At 35.4% G+C, this 18,727-nt stretch carries 16 protein-coding genes and 1 tRNA gene; 11 read left to right on the forward strand and 6 right to left on the reverse strand.

All coding sequences use genetic code 11. From position 1 onward, the window contains the following. Position 1: 1 nt before the first annotated feature. The 9 genes from GTZ96_RS09770 (at position 2) to GTZ96_RS09810 (ending at position 9,614) form a co-directional block, all read left to right on the forward strand. Entirely contained in the window at positions 2-892 is an 891-nt protein-coding gene (locus tag GTZ96_RS09770; protein WP_161643584.1) for a phosphatidate cytidylyltransferase, read from the forward strand. Beyond that, on the forward strand, positions 882-1,532 hold the full coding sequence (locus tag GTZ96_RS09775; protein ID WP_161643586.1) for a phosphatidylserine decarboxylase family protein: 651 nt from the start codon (positions 882-884) through the stop codon (positions 1,530-1,532). The genes GTZ96_RS09770 and GTZ96_RS09775 overlap by 11 nt, the downstream gene beginning before the upstream one ends. A 6-nt stretch (positions 1,533-1,538) precedes the next feature. After that, on the forward strand, positions 1,539-1,799 hold the full coding sequence (locus tag GTZ96_RS09780) for an acyl-CoA-binding protein (RefSeq protein WP_161643588.1): 261 nt from the start codon (positions 1,539-1,541) through the stop codon (positions 1,797-1,799). A gap of 17 nt (positions 1,800-1,816) precedes the next feature. After that, on the forward strand, positions 1,817-2,593 hold the full coding sequence (locus tag GTZ96_RS09785; protein WP_161643590.1) for a superoxide dismutase: 777 nt from the start codon (positions 1,817-1,819) through the stop codon (positions 2,591-2,593). 177 nt (positions 2,594-2,770) lie between these two features. Then, positions 2,771-4,399: an OstA-like protein gene (locus tag GTZ96_RS09790; RefSeq protein ID WP_161643592.1), complete on the forward strand. Its 1,629-nt coding sequence runs from the start codon at positions 2,771-2,773 to the stop codon at positions 4,397-4,399. Between the two features lie 147 nt (positions 4,400-4,546). Continuing rightward, positions 4,547-5,740, forward strand: a complete 1,194-nt coding sequence (locus tag GTZ96_RS09795; RefSeq protein WP_161643594.1) for an aspartate aminotransferase family protein — start codon at positions 4,547-4,549, stop codon at positions 5,738-5,740. 126 nt (positions 5,741-5,866) lie between these two features. Further along, positions 5,867-7,261, forward strand: coding sequence for a tetratricopeptide repeat protein (locus GTZ96_RS09800; RefSeq protein WP_161643596.1), 1,395 nt, complete (start codon positions 5,867-5,869; stop codon positions 7,259-7,261). A gap of 2 nt (positions 7,262-7,263) precedes the next feature. Further along, positions 7,264-8,013: a shikimate dehydrogenase family protein gene (locus tag GTZ96_RS09805; RefSeq protein ID WP_161643598.1), complete on the forward strand. Its 750-nt coding sequence runs from the start codon at positions 7,264-7,266 to the stop codon at positions 8,011-8,013. A gap of 146 nt (positions 8,014-8,159) precedes the next feature. After that, a complete protein-coding gene (locus GTZ96_RS09810) occupies positions 8,160-9,614 on the forward strand; it encodes a sialate O-acetylesterase (protein WP_161643600.1) in 1,455 nt (484 codons plus the stop codon). 183 nt (positions 9,615-9,797) lie between these two features. Here GTZ96_RS09810 and GTZ96_RS09815 read toward each other — a convergent pair whose 3' ends face one another. The 6 genes from GTZ96_RS09815 to GTZ96_RS09840 form a co-directional block, all read right to left on the reverse strand. After that, positions 9,798-10,073: a type II toxin-antitoxin system RelE/ParE family toxin gene (locus GTZ96_RS09815; protein WP_161643602.1), complete on the reverse strand. Its 276-nt coding sequence runs from the start codon at positions 10,071-10,073 to the stop codon at positions 9,798-9,800. Continuing rightward, positions 10,066-10,311 carry a ribbon-helix-helix domain-containing protein gene (locus tag GTZ96_RS09820; RefSeq protein WP_161643604.1) on the reverse strand — a complete coding sequence of 82 codons (246 nt, stop codon included), beginning with the start codon at positions 10,309-10,311 and terminating at the stop codon, positions 10,066-10,068. Before GTZ96_RS09820 ends, GTZ96_RS09815 begins: the two co-directional genes overlap by 8 nt. Positions 10,312-10,414: 103 nt before the next feature. Continuing rightward, positions 10,415-10,488, reverse strand: a tRNA-His gene (locus GTZ96_RS09825). A 75-nt stretch (positions 10,489-10,563) separates the two neighbouring features. Further along, the gene (gene bshB1, locus GTZ96_RS09830; RefSeq protein WP_161643606.1) at positions 10,564-11,280 is read right to left on the reverse strand and encodes a bacillithiol biosynthesis deacetylase BshB1; all 717 of its coding nucleotides are present in this window, start codon (positions 11,278-11,280) and stop codon (positions 10,564-10,566) included. A 139-nt stretch (positions 11,281-11,419) separates the two neighbouring features. After that, positions 11,420-12,481, reverse strand: a complete 1,062-nt coding sequence (locus tag GTZ96_RS09835) for an isochorismate synthase (RefSeq protein WP_161643608.1) — start codon at positions 12,479-12,481, stop codon at positions 11,420-11,422. Between the two features lie 37 nt (positions 12,482-12,518). Beyond that, positions 12,519-12,953: a PaaI family thioesterase gene (locus GTZ96_RS09840; RefSeq protein WP_161643610.1), complete on the reverse strand. Its 435-nt coding sequence runs from the start codon at positions 12,951-12,953 to the stop codon at positions 12,519-12,521. Positions 12,954-13,092: 139 nt separating this feature from the next. Here GTZ96_RS09840 and GTZ96_RS09845 point away from each other — a divergent pair, with 139 nt between their 5' ends. Continuing rightward, positions 13,093-14,610, forward strand: a complete 1,518-nt coding sequence (locus GTZ96_RS09845) for a hypothetical protein (protein WP_161643612.1) — start codon at positions 13,093-13,095, stop codon at positions 14,608-14,610. A gap of 303 nt (positions 14,611-14,913) precedes the next feature. Then, a complete protein-coding gene (gene purL, locus GTZ96_RS09850; RefSeq protein WP_161643614.1) occupies positions 14,914-18,588 on the forward strand; it encodes a phosphoribosylformylglycinamidine synthase in 3,675 nt (1,224 codons plus the stop codon). Positions 18,589-18,727 lie beyond the last annotated feature (139 nt).

Raw genomic sequence — 18,727 nt, forward strand, 5'->3', positions numbered from 1 at the left:
AATGAATGAAACTCTAAAAAGATCAATATCAGGAGCCGTTTATATTGTATTATTATTAGCTTCTATTTTATTTTCAACCGAAAGTTTTTTTATACTCTTTGGCTTATTTTTAGTCATTGCTATATATGAATTCTGCAATTTAACCCATGTAAGCAAAGCACTACCGTTAATTGCTGGTACTTTATTGTATTGCACAATAACATTAATCAGTCATTACAATAAAATTACTACCGAAACTATCAATCAAATTTTTGATACTAATGTTGAAATTACTATCAACATTGAACAACTGAATATTGTTTTACTGGCAACAACCCTGGTTGTATCCATAAAATGCATTCTTTTTCTATTTTATGATAATATTCAAAAGATAAGTACATCATCAAAATACCTTTATTTATTTGGTTACATCATATTACCTTTTATATTTATCACCAAAATTTCTTTTGGAATAAAAGACTACAACCCTAAAATTATAATTGGGTTATTTCTGTTAATTTGGACTAACGATACTTTTGCTTATATCGTTGGAAAATCAATAGGAAAAAACAAACTTTACGAACGCATATCACCTAAAAAAACCATCGAAGGCTTTGTAGGCGGAATACTTTTTGCCGTTTTAGCGGGTTATTTAATATCAAAATATTACATCAAAGCCAAACCTGAGTTTAGCGAACAATCCATACTAATATGGACCTCAATCGCTACTATTGTTGGTATATTTGGAACTATAGGTGATTTAATTGAATCCAAATTCAAACGAATTGCCGGAGTAAAAGACAGCGGAAGTATCATGCCTGGACACGGAGGTGTACTAGATAGACTAGATAGTGTTATATTTGTAGCACCAATTATATTTTTATTTTATCAAATTTTAAATTATGTTTCATAAAGAAGGAGCCCCATCAATTTCATTAGGTATAATTTTTACAGTTGCTGTACTTTTACTTGCTGACAAATTTATCGATATCAATTGGCTAAAGATGTCGGTTCAAATCTTTGCCTTTTTGATTTTGATTATCATCTTACAATTCTTTAGAAACCCTAAAAGAACTGTAATTATCAACGAAAATCAAATTCTAGCTCCCGTTGATGGAAAAGTTGTAGTTATCGAAGAAGTGTATGAAGGAGAATATTTTAAAGACAAACGTTTACAGGTTTCTATCTTTATGTCTCCAATAAACGTACATGTTACTAGATATGCAATGAGCGGAATTATTAAATTCAGCAAATACCATCCTGGTAAGTTTTTAGTAGCCTGGCATCCAAAAGCTAGTGAAGAAAATGAAAGAACAACTGTTGTAATAGAAAACAATACTTTTGGCGCTGTCTTATACCGTCAAATTGCCGGAGCATTAGCGCGCCGAATTGTAAATTACGCAGAAGAAGGAATGCAAGTGGTTCAAGGCACTGATGCCGGATTTATTAAATTTGGTTCTAGAGTAGATTTATTTTTACCTTTAGGAACTCCAATAAATGTGGTTCTTAACCAAAAAGCTATTGGAGGAAAAACTATTATTGCAACAAAATAATAATAAATGATTGAAAAAGATTTAGATACTAGGTTTAAAGAAGCGGTTAGAAAAGCCTCTAAAATGACTCAAGCATCTTTACCTCAAGATGTTCAGTTGCGTCTTTATGCCTATTACAAACAGGCTACAATTGGCACAATGGAAATAAGACAAACCTCTAAATTTCACTTAAGAGATGCCTTTAAAATCAATGCGTGGATGCAAATAAGTCATATCACAGCTGAGGAAGCCAAAGAAAATTATATCGAAATCATCAATTCTCTTTGAAACACAATAGTATCCCAATGAAAAAACTTTTTTATACCATCACAAGTCTATTCTTATTGAGTTTTTTAGTTTCATGTAACAATAAAAAACTAACTGAAGTTGTCGAAGTACCTCTTCCTACGGCTGAAGAAAAAGTGACCCTTGGATTCCCTGATGATGTAAAGGCTGAACCAGGTTCATTTTTATTAGAGAAATTACCTTATTCTTATGACGCTCTGGCACCTGCTATTTCAGCACTAAACCTAGAAGCACACTATTCTAAACACTACCTGACGTATACCAATAATCTAAACGCAGCGATAGCTGGAACGGAATACGAGAATATGTCAATCGAAAATATCTTAGCTAAACTGGATATCAACGATACCGAACTTAGAAACAATGCAGGAGGTTATTACAACCATTCTCTTTATTGGAAATCTATGGGGCCTAATGCCGGCGGAGCTCCTAAAGATAGCATTGCAGGAGCAATCGACAGAGACTTTGGTTCTTTTAGCGATTTTAAAAATGCATTTAAAGAAGAAGCAAACAAACAGTTTGGTTCAGCTTGGGTTTGGTTAATTGTTGACAGAGCAGGAAAACTAAAAATTACCAGTTCTCAAAACCAGGACAATCCTTTGATGCGAAATGCTGCTGTACCGGGAACTCCTATTTTAGCTTTAGATTTATGGGAACACGCTTATTATTTAGGACACCAATACCGTCGCGCAACCTATATCGAATCTTTCTTTAATGTTATCAATTGGGCAAAAGTGGACGAGAATTACCAAAATACATTCATAAAGAAATACTAACATTCTTTTTTGAAACACCTAAAAAAGCTGATGTACTACTCCATAGTATTCGTCAGCTTTTTTGTTTGAAAACCAAAAGCCAACAACCGAAAAATATAGTGTTTCAAAATCATAAATAAATAGTAATATTTATTGGGATTGTTTCCTTTTTCATAAATTTGACAAAAATATACACCCTTGAATAAATCGCTATTTTTCATCTGTTTTGGTTTGTTTTTACTTACTTCAATAAAAGTAAACGCACAAACACCTAAAAAAATAATTGTTGAACATTCTGATTTCGCTGATGTAAATCAAGCTGAAATGCCCGATGCTTTTTTACTAACCGGAAATGTGGTAGTAAATCATGACGGAGTGGTGCTATCTTGTAATAAAGCCTATTACTTTCAAAAAGAAAACTACATTAAAGCTTTTGGAAACGTCCAACTGGTACAAGGAGATACCCTGTATTTAAACAGTAAATACGCTGAATACAACGGAAATGTAAAGAAAGCATTCGCCACTGGAGATGCCGTGATGAGTTCACCCGATGCAACTTTATCAACTGACACCATCAGTTTTGACCGAAATACTCAAGAAGTTTTTTACAACAACAAAGGAACAATCATCAACAAAGAAAACACCTTAGTTAGTAAATCGGGGAAATATTATGTTGCCGAAAAAAAATTCCAGTTCCTTACCGAAGTAACGATTACTAATCCAAAATATGTTATTAAATCCAATCATTTAGATTATTACAGCAATTCGGGACATTCCTATCTTTTTGGACCATCCACCATTACCAGTAAAAACAACTACATCTATACCGAAAAAGGTTTCTATGATACCAAGAAAAACCTATCCCATTTTCTTCGAAAATCATATATTAAATATGACAACCGCTTGATAGAAGGAGACAGTTTGTATTACGATCGAAATCAAGAATTTGCCTCGGCTACTCGAAATGTAAAAATTACCGACTCCATCAATAGAGGAATCATAAAAGGACATTATGCCGAAATATTCCAGAAAAAAGATTCGATGTATGTTACTAAAAGAGCCGTAGCTGTGAATTTTGTCGAAAACGATTCGGTTTACATCCATGGAAAAAAACTAATGCTTACCGGAAAAGAAGGCGATCGAATTATTAGAGCTTTCAACAACGTTCGCTTTTACAAAACCGACATGAGTGGCAAATGCGATTCGATACATTCCAGCACCAAAACAGCACTAACTAAGCTTATAGGAAATCCAATATTATGGAATGGCGAAAGCCAAATTACAGGCGATATTATGCACCTCATTGGTAATAGTGCAACAAAAAAACTCGATTCCCTCAAAGTCCTCAATAACACCTTCATCATCTCCAAAGACACCTTAGGAACGGGCTATAACCAAATAAAAGGATTGAATCTTTTTGGCAAATTCGAAGATGGAAAACTCCATGATGTTGACGTTATAAAAAATGCCGAAGTAATTTATTATATGCGAAATGATGCTAAAGAACTCATTGGTATCAATAAAAATGTGAGCAGTAAAATCAATATCCTTTTCGACAAAAATACTATTGAAACCATTACTTTTTTCAAACAAGTGGATGGTACCATTTTCCCCGAAGAAGAACTGGACGAACACGATCGAAAATTTAAAGGTTTCAAATGGCGTGGAGACGAAAGAATAAAATCAAAAGACGAAATCTTTAGCAAAGAAGATAATGAGTTCAATGACAAGATGATTGACGAAGGCAAAAAAGAAGAAGCTAAGGAAAATGTTCCTATGAAAATCAGGAAAGAGACTTTGGATTACGATAAGAAGAAGATAAAGTAATCAGTGGTCAGTTTTTAGTATTCAGCTTCAATCGATACATATAAAAACTCCGTGAACTTTGCGGTAAAAAGATGATTCTTCTTGAAAAAGCTTTCAAAATAGTAACAATTAAATAAAAAACTCCGCGAACTTTGCGGTAAAAAAAACGTGAATAACGATTTTATAAAATACCAAGCACAAACTTCACCTTATCCATTAGGAATGGAAGTTTCGCATGCCGTAGGTTCTTATATCTACGACATTAATAATAAAAAATACTTGGATTTTGTTGCAGGTGTTTCGGCTTGTACTTTAGGACACCAACACCCAAGAGTAAATCAGGCTATTAAAGACCAATTAGACAAATATTCGCACGTGATGGTGTATGGTGAATATTCGCAAAGTCCTGCAGTAGAATATTGCAAACTAATGGCTTCACTCCTGCCCGCTCCTTTAGACAAAACTTATTTAGTTAATTCAGGAACCGAGGCTATTGAAGGTTCTCTAAAACTAGCTCGTAGAGTTACTGGTAGAAGCCAATTGATTTCTTGCCATAATGCCTACCACGGAAATACCATGGGTTCTATGAGTGTAATGGGGTTTGAAGAACGCAAACAAGCTTTTCGCCCATTGATTCCTGATGTAGAATTCATTACTTTTAATAACGAAGCCGATTTAGAAAAAATAACTACTAAAACCGCTGGAATTTTACTCGAAACCATACAAGGTGGCGCAGGATTTATAGAACCGCAAAATGATTACTTAAAAAAAGTACGTGCCCGCTGTACTGAAGTTGGCGCGATGATGATTCTCGACGAAATCCAACCTGGATTTGGAAGAACTGGAACTCTATTTGGTTTCCAAAATTATGATGTAGTTCCCGATATTGTTGCGATGGGAAAAGGCATGGGAGGCGGAATGCCTGTAGGTGCTTTCACCGCTTCATCGGCTATGATGGACTTATTGACTGAAAATCCTAAACTAGGTCATATCACGACCTTTGGCGGACATCCTGTCATTGCGGCAGCCTGCTTAGCTACTTTGAAAGAAATAACTGAAACCAACCTGATGCAGGAAGCTTTAGAAAAAGAAAAGCTATTCAGATCACTTTTGGTACACCCTTTGATACAGGAAGTTAGAGGAAAAGGATTGATGCTTGCTGCTATGACTGCAGATGCCTCCATCACGAATGAAGTTATTTTAAAATGTCAAGACAAAGGACTCATATTATTTTGGCTACTCTTTGAAGGATGCGCCATCAGAATCACACCGCCTTTAACCATTTCTAACGAAGAAATACGTGAAGGTTGCACAATAATGCTAACAGTAATGGATGAAGTATTGGCTTCACAAAAAAAATAAATACAAAACTGAAATTAGCTTAGTTCCTTTGTTAATTAAATTGTTCACAATAATTCATTTTTTTCTTCCAAAACGACCCAAGGATGCCTAACTTTAAGGTAGGCCAAATTCTAAAAAATAGAAAGTATGCAACTAAGCAACGAAGAAGAAGATTATAACTTATCTCTATCCAAATTTGAGTCTATGTTGAAAACCAACAAAGTGCTCTTTTTTGACTCTGAAGAATTTGAAGAAATTATACTTCATTATCTCGATACAGGTAAGGCCGCTTTAGCAAAAAAAGCGCTTAAATTAGCATTAGACCAACACCCTAAGTCTACAGGCTTAAAACTCGTTCAAGTTGAAATGCTCGTTTATGATGATAAATTGGATATAGCTGAGAAATTGCTCAACGAGCTGTATGCCATCGAACCCAATAATGAAGAAATTTATATTCAAAAGGCAAACATCTACTCTAAAAGAGACCAACATGAAAAAGCCGTTGAATTACTAAAAATTGCTTTACAATATACCGATGATTATGCCGATGTGTATAATTTAATAGGAATGGAATACTTATTCATGGATAATCTGGAACTGGCTAAAGAAAGTTTCATCAAATGCTTAGAAGAAGATATCGAAGACCAATCGGCCTTGTACAATGTAGTGTATTGCTTTGAGTTTTTAGACCAAAACGAAGAAGCCATCACCTACTTAGACAACTATATTGAGAAAAATCCATATAGCGAAATTGCCTGGCACCAAAAAGGAAGATTGCATTACGGTTTAAAAGATTATGAAAAAGCCATTCGCGCTTTTGATTATGCTACACTTATAGATGATGAATTTTTAGGTGCTTTTATGGAAAAAGCCAAAGCCCTGGAACGTTTAGGCAAATATGACGAAGCTATTGAAAGCTATAATAGAACCATCGAATTAGACGATGCGACTTCGTATGCCTTGCTTCGAATAGGTAAATGTCATGAAAAATTAGGTAACAAAATTTTAGCACTCAAATTTTACAATGAAACCGTACACGAAGATCCACTTTTAGACAAAGGATGGATTGCCATTACCGATTTCTATTTGCGTGAACAAAACTTTCAAAAAGCCTTATTTTACGTAAACAAAGCTTTAGCAATAGACAATCAAAATCGTTTGTACTGGAAAAGATATGCTTCAATCAATAAACAAATGAGCTTTTTTGAAGAAGCTGAATTTGGTTATAGAAAAGCGGTCGAATTTGGTGATACCGAACTGGATACTTGGTTATTCTGGGTTGATATTTTACAATTTTTAGGCGAATTTGAAAGTGCCATTCACACCTTATTACAAGCAGCGGATTATTTCCCTGAAGAAAACGAAATTGAATACCGTTTAGCTGGTCTTTATTTCATGATTCAAGACAATAGAAAAGCAAAATTTCATTTAAGCAATGCACTTCGATTGAATTTTGACAACTACATCTTGATCGAAGACTTATTTCCTGTAGTTTGGACAAAAAAAATGGTACAAAATTATATCGAAAAACATAAAAAATAATAATGACCCAAAATTCTAAAAAGCGCTTCGGGCTACTGGGGCGCAATATCAGTTATTCCTTTTCCAAAGGACATTTTACAACTAAATTCGAAAAAGAAAAATACCAAGGTTACACTTACGAGAATTTTGACATTCAAGAAATCAATGTATTTCCTGAAATCATTAAAAATACCGAGCATTTAAAAGGTTTAAATGTTACTATTCCATACAAACAAGAAGTAATTCCTTTTTTAGATAAATTATCCAAGAAAGCAAAAAAAATTGGCGCGGTAAACACCATTAAAATCACTAAAAAAGGCAAACTAAAAGGCTACAACACCGATTATTTTGGATTTTTAAAATCCTTAAGACCTTTATTGCAAGCACATCATAAAAAAGCATTAATCCTGGGAACAGGTGGCGCTTCAAAAGGAGTTGCATTTGCACTGGAAGAATTAGGTATCGATTATACTTTTGTTTCCAGAAATGCGTCTGAAAAAGCCATTGATTACAGCCAAATCAATGCCGAAACATTTCAGGAATACCAAATCATTATCAATTCAACTCCTATAGGAACAAGTCCCAATATAGAAGCTTGTCCCGATATCCCGTATGAATTGTTTACAGAGCAACACATTGCTTACGATTTGATTTACAACCCTGCCGAAACGCAATTCTTAAAAAACGCTGCAGCACAAGGTGCTCAAACAAAAAACGGTTTGGATATGCTTATTTTTCAAGCAGAAAAGGCTTGGGAAATTTGGAATAAATAACAAATCCTATCATAAGTTATTTATTGCTGTCAATTTGAGCACAGTCAAGATTTTAAATATTTTTCAAAAAAATCTCGACTGCGCTCGTTGTGGCACTATTTATGAGTTAAAGCATTAAAAAAACTTCTTTTTACAATACATAACTTATGAATTTCAAAAAATACTTATTCCTATTAAGTGCTTTCGTCTTATTTACTACCCCACTTTTTAGCCAAATTACGATCCCAAAAATTCTGGGACATAATATGGTTTTACAACAGCTAAAAGCAGTACCTGTATGGGGAACCGCTACTCCAGGCGAAAAAATATCAGTTGCTTTTGCGGGACAAAATAAAACTACAGTTGCTGATAAATCTGGAAAATGGTCTATAAAACTTAGTCCAATGAAAGCTTCGTTTATGCCACGCGAAATGACGATCAAAGGAAAAAACACCATTGTATTGAAAAATATTTTAGTTGGTGAAGTCTGGCTTTGTTCAGGACAATCCAACATGGAATATGCAATGCGAAAATACAGCAAATTCCAGACAGCAGTAAAAGGATACAAACCACCCGAAGATGATTTAAACAACGCTAATAATACCAATATCCGCATTTTCTTAGATCGTCGAAAATACATGGATCCAAGTCCGGAGCATCTCGGTTGGGATGCGGCAATGGGAAAACCATTGGTTGATTTTTCGGCAGTGGGTTATTATTTTGCAAAAGATTTATATACCAAATTACACGTGCCCATCGGGATGATTTCGGCAGCAGTGCCTGGTAGTCGAATTGAACCTTGGATTCAGGCTTCGAAAATGGAAATAGAACCTAAATTAAAAAATGGGAAAATCCTAAACAAATTAAGTGCTGATGGTGGCGATATAGGTAAATTTTACGATACTATGATACAACCGATCATTCCTTTTGCCTTGAAAGGAATGCTTTGGTATCAGGGAGAATCAAATTGTTTTCTAAACGAAAACATCCGTTATGCTTATAAACTTAAAACATTGATCGAAAGTTGGCGTAACGATTGGAAAGATAAAAAAATGCCTTTTTATTTTGTCCAAATAGCCCCTTATAACTATTCGGCTTCTAAAGACAGACCACTTACCGCCGAACAGCTTCCTGAATTCTGGGAAGCACAAAAACTAACATTGCATTTAAAAAACACCAATACAATAGCAATTACTGATTTAGTAGATAGCATCGCCGATTTACATCCCGGATACAAATGGGAAGTAGGCCGTCGTTTAAGCCTGCTTGCTGCAAATAAAGCTTACGGACAAACTAATGTAGTTTACTCCGGACCTGTATTCCAAAAAATGAAAATTGTAAACAACACTATTGAAGTTAGCTATTCAAATACAGGAAGTGGTTTAAGCAGTCGTAATGGAAAACCGCTAAGTTGGTTTACTATTGCTGGAGCAGATGGCAAATTTGTACCCGCAAAAGCGGAAATAAGCGGCAATAAAGTAATTGTTTCTGCTCCCGAAGTCCAACACCCCTATTCGGTGCGTTTTGGTTGGAATGAAGCTGCTCAGTCTAATTTCATCAATAAAGAAGGACTTCCTGCCGTTCCTTTTAGAAGTGACAATCCTTGGGAAAAGCTTTTTTAATAAAATCATTTCACAATACTAAAAAATCCCGTTTTGGACATCAGTTCAAAATGGGATTTTTTATTTGCAAAAAGGAAATTTTGAAATCAATTCACAACAGTAATCAAAAGACAATTATAGATTTTAAGTTGGGAATTATAAACTAAAATACAATTTTGAAACTTAGTCTAAAATGGGTTTGAACTAAAAATTTTGTCTCCCAATAATAGTGATGATTTCAATTGCATCATTATTGATTTTGTAATAAATGGTATCCACTCCACAAACGCAAAATCGATACTTCTGGTTGTTTTTTATTGTTTCTGGAAACATAAAAGGATTGGAAGCAATTTTATCAAAACAATCGTTAATCAAATTGAAATACTTATCTGCTTGTACTTCTCCAAATTTATATACTCCAAATTCATAAATTCTCCATAAATCTTCTTTGGCTTCACGAGTCAAAAAACAATTATACATTTTTTAATCGCTTTTTAAACTCTGCCAGCATCTCCTCACGTGTTTGTTGCTTGGCAAACCCGCTTTTTTCACCTCTTTCCAATTTCATACTAACATAATCATCATAGGCTTCTCTCTCTCTTGCTTGCTTTATCAAATAATTTACCGCTTCACTTTTACTGGTAAATTCTTCTTTGACAATTTGCTGTTTTAGCCATTCGTCATTCTGATTAGCTAAAGTTATACTTTGACGTGCCATAATTCAATAGTTTATATTGGTGTAAATTTACACCAATAATAAATTCCCTCAAAATTAAACGCACAAAAAAAGCCTCTTCTTTCGAAGAGGCTTTTGCATTTTGGGTGGATGACCGGGTTCGAACCGGCGACCCTCGGCACCACAAACCGATGCTCTAACCAGCTGAGCTACAACCACCATTTGCTTTGCGGTTGCAAATATACAACGTTTATTGACTTCTGCAAACTATTTTTTCAAAAAAAATCAATAAAATCACAGCAAATCCGCTAAACTATTGACTGCCAAACATCTTTCAACTGTAAATCCTTCGGCATAATCTACCCCTACTAGCCTACCTAAGTCTCTGGAACGATAATTTAAGCTTTCAAAGAAGTTTTTAGACGTTATTGGCGATTCTGGTTCTGTCGAATTGGGATCATAAAATTGAGAACGATAGGCTAAAATAGCTTCAATTTTCTTATCAGTAAATCCTGTGATGTCCACTACAAAATCAGGTTCGATATTTTTCCACTGAATATAATGATAAATTACTTTAGGTCTCCAAGCTTTTTGCTGTTCCCCATCTAACTCCGTTTCTATTTTCATTAAGCCAGATAAAAAACAAGCATCAGAAACTAATTTACTTCCCTTTGCATGATCAATATGACGATCGTCTATAGCGTTGCATAAAACAATTTCAGGTCGGTATTTGCGAATCATTTTGATGATTTCCAATTGGTGCTTTTCGTCATTGACAAAAAAACCGTCTCTCATCTCTAAATTCTCTCGAACTGAAACCCCTAATATTTTGGCAGCATCATTAGCTTCTTGATCTCTAATTTCTGCCGAACCACGGGTCCCCAACTCTCCACGGGTTAAGTCCACAATTCCAACTGCTTTCCCTAAGGAAATCTCTTTTAAAATAGTCCCCGAACAACCTAATTCCACATCATCGGGATGCGCTCCAAAAGCTAATATATCTAGTTTCATTATTTTTGTTTTTCCTCCCCTGCCCCCTCCAAAGGAGGGGAGACTGTACGGAGTTTTATTGTGTTATTCCTTATGTTTTAATTTTTGCATTCTGAAATCTGACTTCCATCTTCTAACTTCTAACCTCTAACTTCTAACTTCAAAGCACGCTTTTCATCGTCATAGATTTATTGACACTTTCGTTCCATTCTTTTTCGGGGATACTTTCCTTAGTAACACCACAACCCATATACAAATGCGCTTGTTTTTCCTTTATTTGCATACAGCGTAAATTAACAAACAAATCAGATTTTTGTTTCTTCTCAGCAAAACCCTTCTTATTCAATTCGCCTAAAAAACCAGTATAATATTCTCTATCATAGCCTTCATTCCCTAAAATAAATCCTTTTGCCGTTTCTTTAGGCAAACCACAAACCGCGGGTGTGGGATGTAAAACTGAAACCACCTGATTCAATTTGGATGTCTTATTAATTACTCCTTCGATATCAGTTTTAATATGCAACACATTTCCTGCTTGAACGGTGTAAGGACTGGAAATAGCCACTTCAGAAGTTAATCCTTTCAGGTTTTCCAATATAAAATCGGTAACAAATTGCTGTTCCTCTATTTCTTTTGCGCCCCAAACTATGTCAGTAGTGCCGTTAAAATTTTGTGTTCCTGCTAACGCCATTGTACAAAACTTTTTTCGGCTGGCTTTTAACAATCGCTCTGGAGTAGCTCCCATCCACAAACCTATTTTTGGGTGGTACCAACAATAACAAAAAACTGTTGGAAAACGCTGGATTAACCGTGTAAAAACAGTAACCAAATCAAAATTGGGCACTTCCAGAATTTCTTTTCGAGACAAAACCACCTTGTTAAAAGTCCCTTTTTCGATAGCCTCTATTGCTTTTTGAATAAGATGCTCAAAACGTTCTTTTTCTTGTTGATTTTCTGATTGATTTAAACTTTCTAAATGATTTTCACCAAAAGAAGTAACATCCGATTCCCAAATAACCGATTGATTTTTTGGAATCAATATCATCTGATTGCCATCAAATGGAGCAAAGACAAAACCCGTTTCGTCTAAAGCTTCGGCAAAATACAAATGATCATTTTTTTGAAAAAAACCTCTCACTTCTGTTTTATACGGTTTTTTATAAATAACAAAAGGTAATTTTTGGGCTTCTTGTTGCTTAACTTTTATAAAAAAATCAATCATATATTAATTTATTAAAGGTTTGTTTTTCTTCAAAAATCTAATGGGCTTTTTTTCTTTTTGGCAAAACCATATTGGTCAATTTACAAAGCGAAATCAAATTATCTCTTTCGTCCACAATGCGAATTTCCCATAAATGTATGCTTGCGCCTTGGTGAATGATTTTTGCTGTAGCAGTAACCACACCTTCTCGCTTGGCTTTTAAATGATTGGCTGAAATTTCTATTCCGCGTACTTCACTAACTTCGGGATTGATGAATATAAAGGAAGCGGCACTACCTACACTCTCGGCTAAAGCTACCGAAGCGCCTCCGTGCAACAAGCCCATTGGCTGATGAACGCTAGGATTCACGGGCATTGTAGCAGTCAAAAAACCTTCTCCCGCATCCACATATTCAATATTTAAGGTTTCCATTAAGGTATTTTTTGAAATACGATTGCAGTATTCCAATATCTTTTCTTTATCGAATGTCATGAATTTTATTTTAATCGATTGTAAAAATAAAGAAAAGAATAGAGACTATGTATCAAATGCGAAGCATATTCTGCAATCCATTTTAAAATTAAGCCTTAACAAATAAGATTTTTTCTATTTTTACAAAAAAACAAAACCCATGCGTTCCTTTTCGCTATTATTTATCTTCGGAATATTACTTTCAATCTGTTCTTGTCGTACCGATTTTTCAACCGTACCCAGTGATGGAAAATTAGTTTTTTCGAAAGATACTGTTTTTTTAGATACTGTTTTTTCGACTATTAGTTCGAGTACTTACTTATTGAAAGTCTACAATCACAGTAAAAATGATATTAACATTCCAACGATTAAATTAGGCAAAAGTTTAAATTCTAAATACCGCATGACCGTTGACGGAATGCAGGGCGAAAACAACAAAATTTTCAACAATGTAACGCTTTTAGCCAAAGACAGCCTCTATGTTTTTATTGAAACTACTCCAAACAGCTCCGATGCTAATCCTGTGAATTTTTTATATACCGACAACATTGAATTTGACAGTGGTACAAATTTGCAAAAAGTAGCCTTACTGACATTAGTAAAAGATGCTGTTTTTCTGTATCCAAAACGTTTGAACGATGGCACCACCGAAACTGTAACTTTTGACAACACAAAACTAAACGGTTTTTATCTGGACGAAAATGATACTGTAAATGGTAACGAACTGCATTTTACCAATCAAAAAGCGTATGTAATTTACGGCTACGCCACCGTTCCCGAAGGAAAAAAAGTAGTTTTTGATGCTGGAGCCCGCGTTTATTTTCATACTAATTCGGGTTTGATTGTACCGCAATCGGCTAGTTTGGAATGCAACGGAAGTATTTCAACTACTACCAAGCAGGAAAACGAAATTATTTTTGAAGGCGATCGTCTCGAAGCAGATTACGCTAATGTTCCAGGACAATGGGCCGCCATTTGGCTTCGTAATAGCAGTACGGCTCACAAAATCAATCACCTGACGATTAAAAATGCTACAATAGGTTTGCGAATTGACAATCAGGATCAAACTACCGTTTCGATAAAAAACAGCCAAATTTACAATTCGTCCAACTATGGAATTCTGGCTCAAAATGCGAAAATTGAAGGCGAAAACATCGTCATTAACACCGCTGGAAAAGCGGCGCTGGCTTGCACTTATGGAGGAAATTACCAGTTTACTCATTGTACTTTTAACAACAACTGGAACGATGTCCAACAACTCGCGCTAACGATAAACAATTACAAAACGGGAGCTAATCCAGAAACATCCAATTTAACCAAAGCTACTTTTAACAATTGTATCATTTATGGCGCATATTCAAATGAATTGAATTTGGACAGAAACAATGCAGCTCTTTTTGAATACCAATTCAACAATTGCCTATTAAAATTTGAAGCCAATAGTACGAATCCACTATATAATTTCAGCAATAACGTTCATTACAACAACATCATTCTGAACCAAAATCCTCGTTTTTTCTCAATCGAAAAGAACAAACTCAATATTGACAATACTTCTGCCGCTTTCGCAAAAGGAAATCCGGCTTATTCAATTCCGCTGGACATCAACGGAAAAACCAGGACTTCGCCTCCTGATTTGGGTGCTTACCAGAGTATGGTGTTTCCTAAAGAAAATTGATAATCATTTTTATTTAACCACAAACCTGTCTGCCGACAGGCAGAGGACACAAAGCTTTCGCTAAGAGCACTAAGTTTTTTATTATCTGTGGCTAAAATTTAACCGCAAAGAGAAAAAGATTTCGCAAAGTACACAAAGAAATTAAATTCTAATTAATGAATTATACTTGCTGATTTCTGAATATTGAACTCTGAATACTACAAATTGAACACTGATTTCGACTACTTTAAAAAGTCATTTTTACACTTGTCGGTACTGTTTTTTTAACCTAAATTTGCATCGCAATTCATCAAATACAAAACAATGATTCATTTCTTTGAAAACCAAAGCAACGCAATTTTTGCCGTACAAACACAAGGCGAAATTTCGGCTCAAGATATTTCTAAACTGAACTGGCTTTTTGCCAATGCAAATAAAATAGAGAAATCCGTATTGACGGATTTTTTTGTTGGTCCTCGCGCTACTATGATTACGCCTTGGAGTACCAATGCCGTAGAAATTACTCAAAATATGGGGATTTCAGGAATCATTCGTATCGAAGAATTTTATAAAGCATCAGAAGATTTCACTGATTTCGACCCAATGCTTTCTCAAAAATATACCGAATTAAATCAAGATATTTTTACCATCAATGTGCAGCCAGAAGCAATTTTGGATATTGAGGACATTGCTGCTTATAACAAAACAGAAGGTTTGGCTTTAAGCTCAGAAGAGGTTGAATATTTAGATAATTTGGCTACCAAATTAGGTAGAAAACTAACTGATTCTGAAATTTTTGCTTTCTCACAGGCGAATTCGGAGCACTGTCGTCACAAAATTTTCAACGGAACTTTTGTTATTGATGGTGTAGAAAAAGAAACTTCTCTTTTCAAATTAATCAAGAAAACATCACAGGAAAATCCTAACGATATTGTTTCGGCTTACAAAGACAATGTGGCTTTTGTTAAAGGACCAAGAGTGCAACAATTTGCTCCTAAAACTGCTGACAAACCGGATTTTTACGCAATAAAAGAATTTGATTCTGTTATTTCGTTAAAAGCAGAAACGCATAATTTCCCAACCACTGTAGAGCCTTTCAACGGAGCTGCAACAGGTTCAGGAGGAGAAATTCGTGACCGTTTGGCTGGTGGACAAGGTTCGTTACCAATGGCTGGAACTGCGGTTTATATGACTTCTTACTCAAGATTAGAAGAAAACAGACCTTGGGAAGACGCTGTAGCCGAAAGAAAATGGTTGTATCAAACTCCAATGGATATTTTAATCAAAGCTTCAAATGGAGCGTCTGATTTTGGAAACAAATTTGGACAACCGCTTATTACAGGTTCCGTTTTAACTTTCGAACACGAAGAAAAAGCTTCGACAGGCTCAGCTCAGGCTCGTAAAATTGGTTACGATAAAGTAATCATGCAAGCAGGTGGAATTGGTTATGGAAAATTAGATCAGGCTATCAAACACAAACCACAAGAAGGCGATAAAATCGTTATCCTTGGTGGAGAAAATTATAGAATTGGAATGGGTGGAGCTGCTGTATCCTCTGCAGACACAGGAGCTTTTGGTTCAGGAATTGAATTAAATGCCATCCAACGTTCGAATCCGGAAATGCAAAAACGTGCTGCCAATGCCATTCGTGGTTTGGTAGAAAGCGATAACAACCCAATTGTTTCTATTCACGATCACGGTGCTGGTGGACACTTAAACTGTCTTTCGGAATTAGTGGAAGATACAGGAGGATTAATCGATTTGGATAAATTGCCTGTGGGCGACCCTACCCTTTCGGCAAAAGAAATTATTGGTAACGAATCTCAGGAAAGAATGGGATTGGTTATTGGTAAAAAAGACATTGACATCTTACAAAGAATCGCCGACAGAGAGCGTTCGCCAATGTATCAGGTGGGAGATGTAACTGCCGACCATCGTTTTACTTTCGAATCAAAAACTACTGGTGCAAAACCAATGGATTATGCTTTGGAAGACTTCTTCGGAAGTTCGCCAAAAACGATTATGACTGACTCAACTATTAAGTACAATTATTCTGAATTAGAGTATAGCATAAAAAATATATCAAGCTATTTAGAGCAGGTATTGCAATTAGAAGCTGTTGCCTGTAAAGACTGGTTGACTAATAAAGTAGACCGTTGTGTGGGTGGAAAAGTAGCTAAACAACAAACCGCAGGACCATTGCAATTGCCATTGAACAATTGTGGTGTAATGGCTTTGGATTATCAAGGAAAAGAAGGAATTGCAACATCTATTGGACACTCTCCTATTGCTTCCTTAATTGACCCGGTTGCCGGAACAAGAACTGCTATTGCCGAATCATTATCAAATATTGTTTGGGCTCCAATAAAAAACGGAATGAAAGGAATTTCTCTTTCGGCCAACTGGATGTGGGCTTGTAAAAACGAAGGTGAAGACGCTCGTTTGTATGCTGCTGTTGAAGCTTGTTCTGACTTTGCAATCGAATTGGGAATCAATATTCCAACAGGAAAAGATTCACTTTCAATGAAGCAAAAATATCCAAATGACGAAGTAATTGCACCGGGAACGGTAATTATTTCGGCAGGTGGTAACTGTACTGACGTTAGAAAAGTAGTAGAACCTGTTTTACAAAAAGACGGTGGTTCTATTTATTATATCAATTTATCTCAAGACGAATTCAAATTAGGAGGTTCTTCATTTGCACAAATCCTGAACACTATTGGAACTGAAACACCTACAATTAAAGACGCTGCTTTCTTTAAAAATGCGTTCAACACTATCCAGGAATTAATCTTAGACAATCAAATTGTAGCGGGTCACGATATTGGAAGTGGTGGTTTAATCACTACTTTATTGGAAATGTGTTTTGCTGATGTGAATTTAGGAGCGAAAATAGATTTCTCTGTTTTCGAAGAAAAAGACATCATTAAATATTTATTTGCTGAAAACATCGGTCTTGTATTCCAGGCGAAAGAAGACGCTACTTTAGAAAGCAAATTGAATGCGAATGGAGTTTCGTTCTACAAATTAGGAACAGCAACTAATGAAGCTACTTTAGATTTTGGTCCATGTAAATTAGATATTACTAAATACAGAGACGTTTGGTTTAAAACTTCATTCTTGTTAGACCAAAAACAATCTAAAAACGGAACAGCGCAACAGCGTTATGACAATTATAAAAACCAAGCCTTAGACTTTAGTTTCCCTGCTCATTTTACAGGAAAAAAACCTGAAGTTGATGCTTCTAAACCAAGACCAAAAGCAGCTATTATTCGTGAAAAAGGAAGTAATTCTGAACGCGAAATGGCAAATGCGATGTTCATGGCAGGTTTTGATGTAAAAGACGTTCACATGACCGATTTGATTTCGGGACGTGAAAACCTGGAAGACATTCAGTTTATTGGAGCTGTTGGTGGTTTCTCTAATTCAGATGTTTTAGGTTCTGCTAAAGGTTGGGCCGGAGCATTCAAATACAACGAAAAAGCCAATACAGCTTTGAAAAACTTCTTCAAAAGAGAAGACACTTTATCTGTTGGAATTTGTAATGGTTGCCAGTTGTTTATGGAATTAGAAGTAATCAATCCTGAGCACGAAGTACACGGAAAAATGCTACACAACAACAGCCACAAACACGAAAGTATTTTTACCTCGGTAACCGTACAGGAAAACAACTCAGTAATGTTATCTAGTTTAGCTGGTACAACTCTTGGAGTTTGGGTTTCTCACGGTGAAGGAAAATTTAACTTACCTATGGGTGAAGAAAACTACAGCATCGTTGGTAAATACGGTTATGAAGGATATCCTGCAAACCCTAATGGTTCTGATTTCAACACAGCCATGTTGTGTGATGCTACAGGACGTCATCTGGTGACGATGCCACACATTGAGCGTTCTGTTTTCCAATGGAACTGGGCTAATTATCCAAGCAACAGAAATGACGAAGTAACCCCTTGGCAAGAAGCCTTTGTCAATGCCAGAAAATGGATTGAAAACAACTAATTTTAGTTTTAAATAATGAAAAGCGTTCTCGAAAGAGAGCGCTTTTTTTGTGAGATAAAACAGATTTCCTCTATTGCAAGTCAATATTATTTGTAGGTTTAAAGATTTAAACAACAATAGTTTAATTAATATTTTTTGA

The organism is Flavobacterium undicola (assembly GCF_009909155.2).
Classification (GTDB): domain Bacteria; phylum Bacteroidota; class Bacteroidia; order Flavobacteriales; family Flavobacteriaceae; genus Flavobacterium; species Flavobacterium undicola.

Coding starts and splice junctions, on each gene's coding strand:
- GTZ96_RS09770 (WP_161643584.1), top strand. CDS start 2: ATGAATGAAACTCTAAAAAGATCAATATCAGGAGCCGTTTATATTGTA.
- GTZ96_RS09775 (WP_161643586.1), top strand. CDS start 882: ATGTTTCATAAAGAAGGAGCCCCATCAATTTCATTAGGTATAATTTTT.
- GTZ96_RS09780 (WP_161643588.1), top strand. CDS start 1,539: ATGATTGAAAAAGATTTAGATACTAGGTTTAAAGAAGCGGTTAGAAAA.
- GTZ96_RS09785 (WP_161643590.1), top strand. CDS start 1,817: ATGAAAAAACTTTTTTATACCATCACAAGTCTATTCTTATTGAGTTTT.
- GTZ96_RS09800 (WP_161643596.1), top strand. CDS start 5,867: ATGCAACTAAGCAACGAAGAAGAAGATTATAACTTATCTCTATCCAAA.
- GTZ96_RS09805 (WP_161643598.1), top strand. CDS start 7,264: ATGACCCAAAATTCTAAAAAGCGCTTCGGGCTACTGGGGCGCAATATC.
- GTZ96_RS09810 (WP_161643600.1), top strand. CDS start 8,160: ATGAATTTCAAAAAATACTTATTCCTATTAAGTGCTTTCGTCTTATTT.
- GTZ96_RS09815 (WP_161643602.1), bottom strand. CDS start 10,073: ATGTATAATTGTTTTTTGACTCGTGAAGCCAAAGAAGATTTATGGAGA.
- GTZ96_RS09820 (WP_161643604.1), bottom strand. CDS start 10,311: ATGGCACGTCAAAGTATAACTTTAGCTAATCAGAATGACGAATGGCTA.
- bshB1 (WP_161643606.1), bottom strand. CDS start 11,280: ATGAAACTAGATATATTAGCTTTTGGAGCGCATCCCGATGATGTGGAA.
- GTZ96_RS09835 (WP_161643608.1), bottom strand. CDS start 12,481: ATGATTGATTTTTTTATAAAAGTTAAGCAACAAGAAGCCCAAAAATTA.
- GTZ96_RS09840 (WP_161643610.1), bottom strand. CDS start 12,953: ATGACATTCGATAAAGAAAAGATATTGGAATACTGCAATCGTATTTCA.
- GTZ96_RS09845 (WP_161643612.1), top strand. CDS start 13,093: ATGCGTTCCTTTTCGCTATTATTTATCTTCGGAATATTACTTTCAATC.
- purL (WP_161643614.1), top strand. CDS start 14,914: ATGATTCATTTCTTTGAAAACCAAAGCAACGCAATTTTTGCCGTACAA.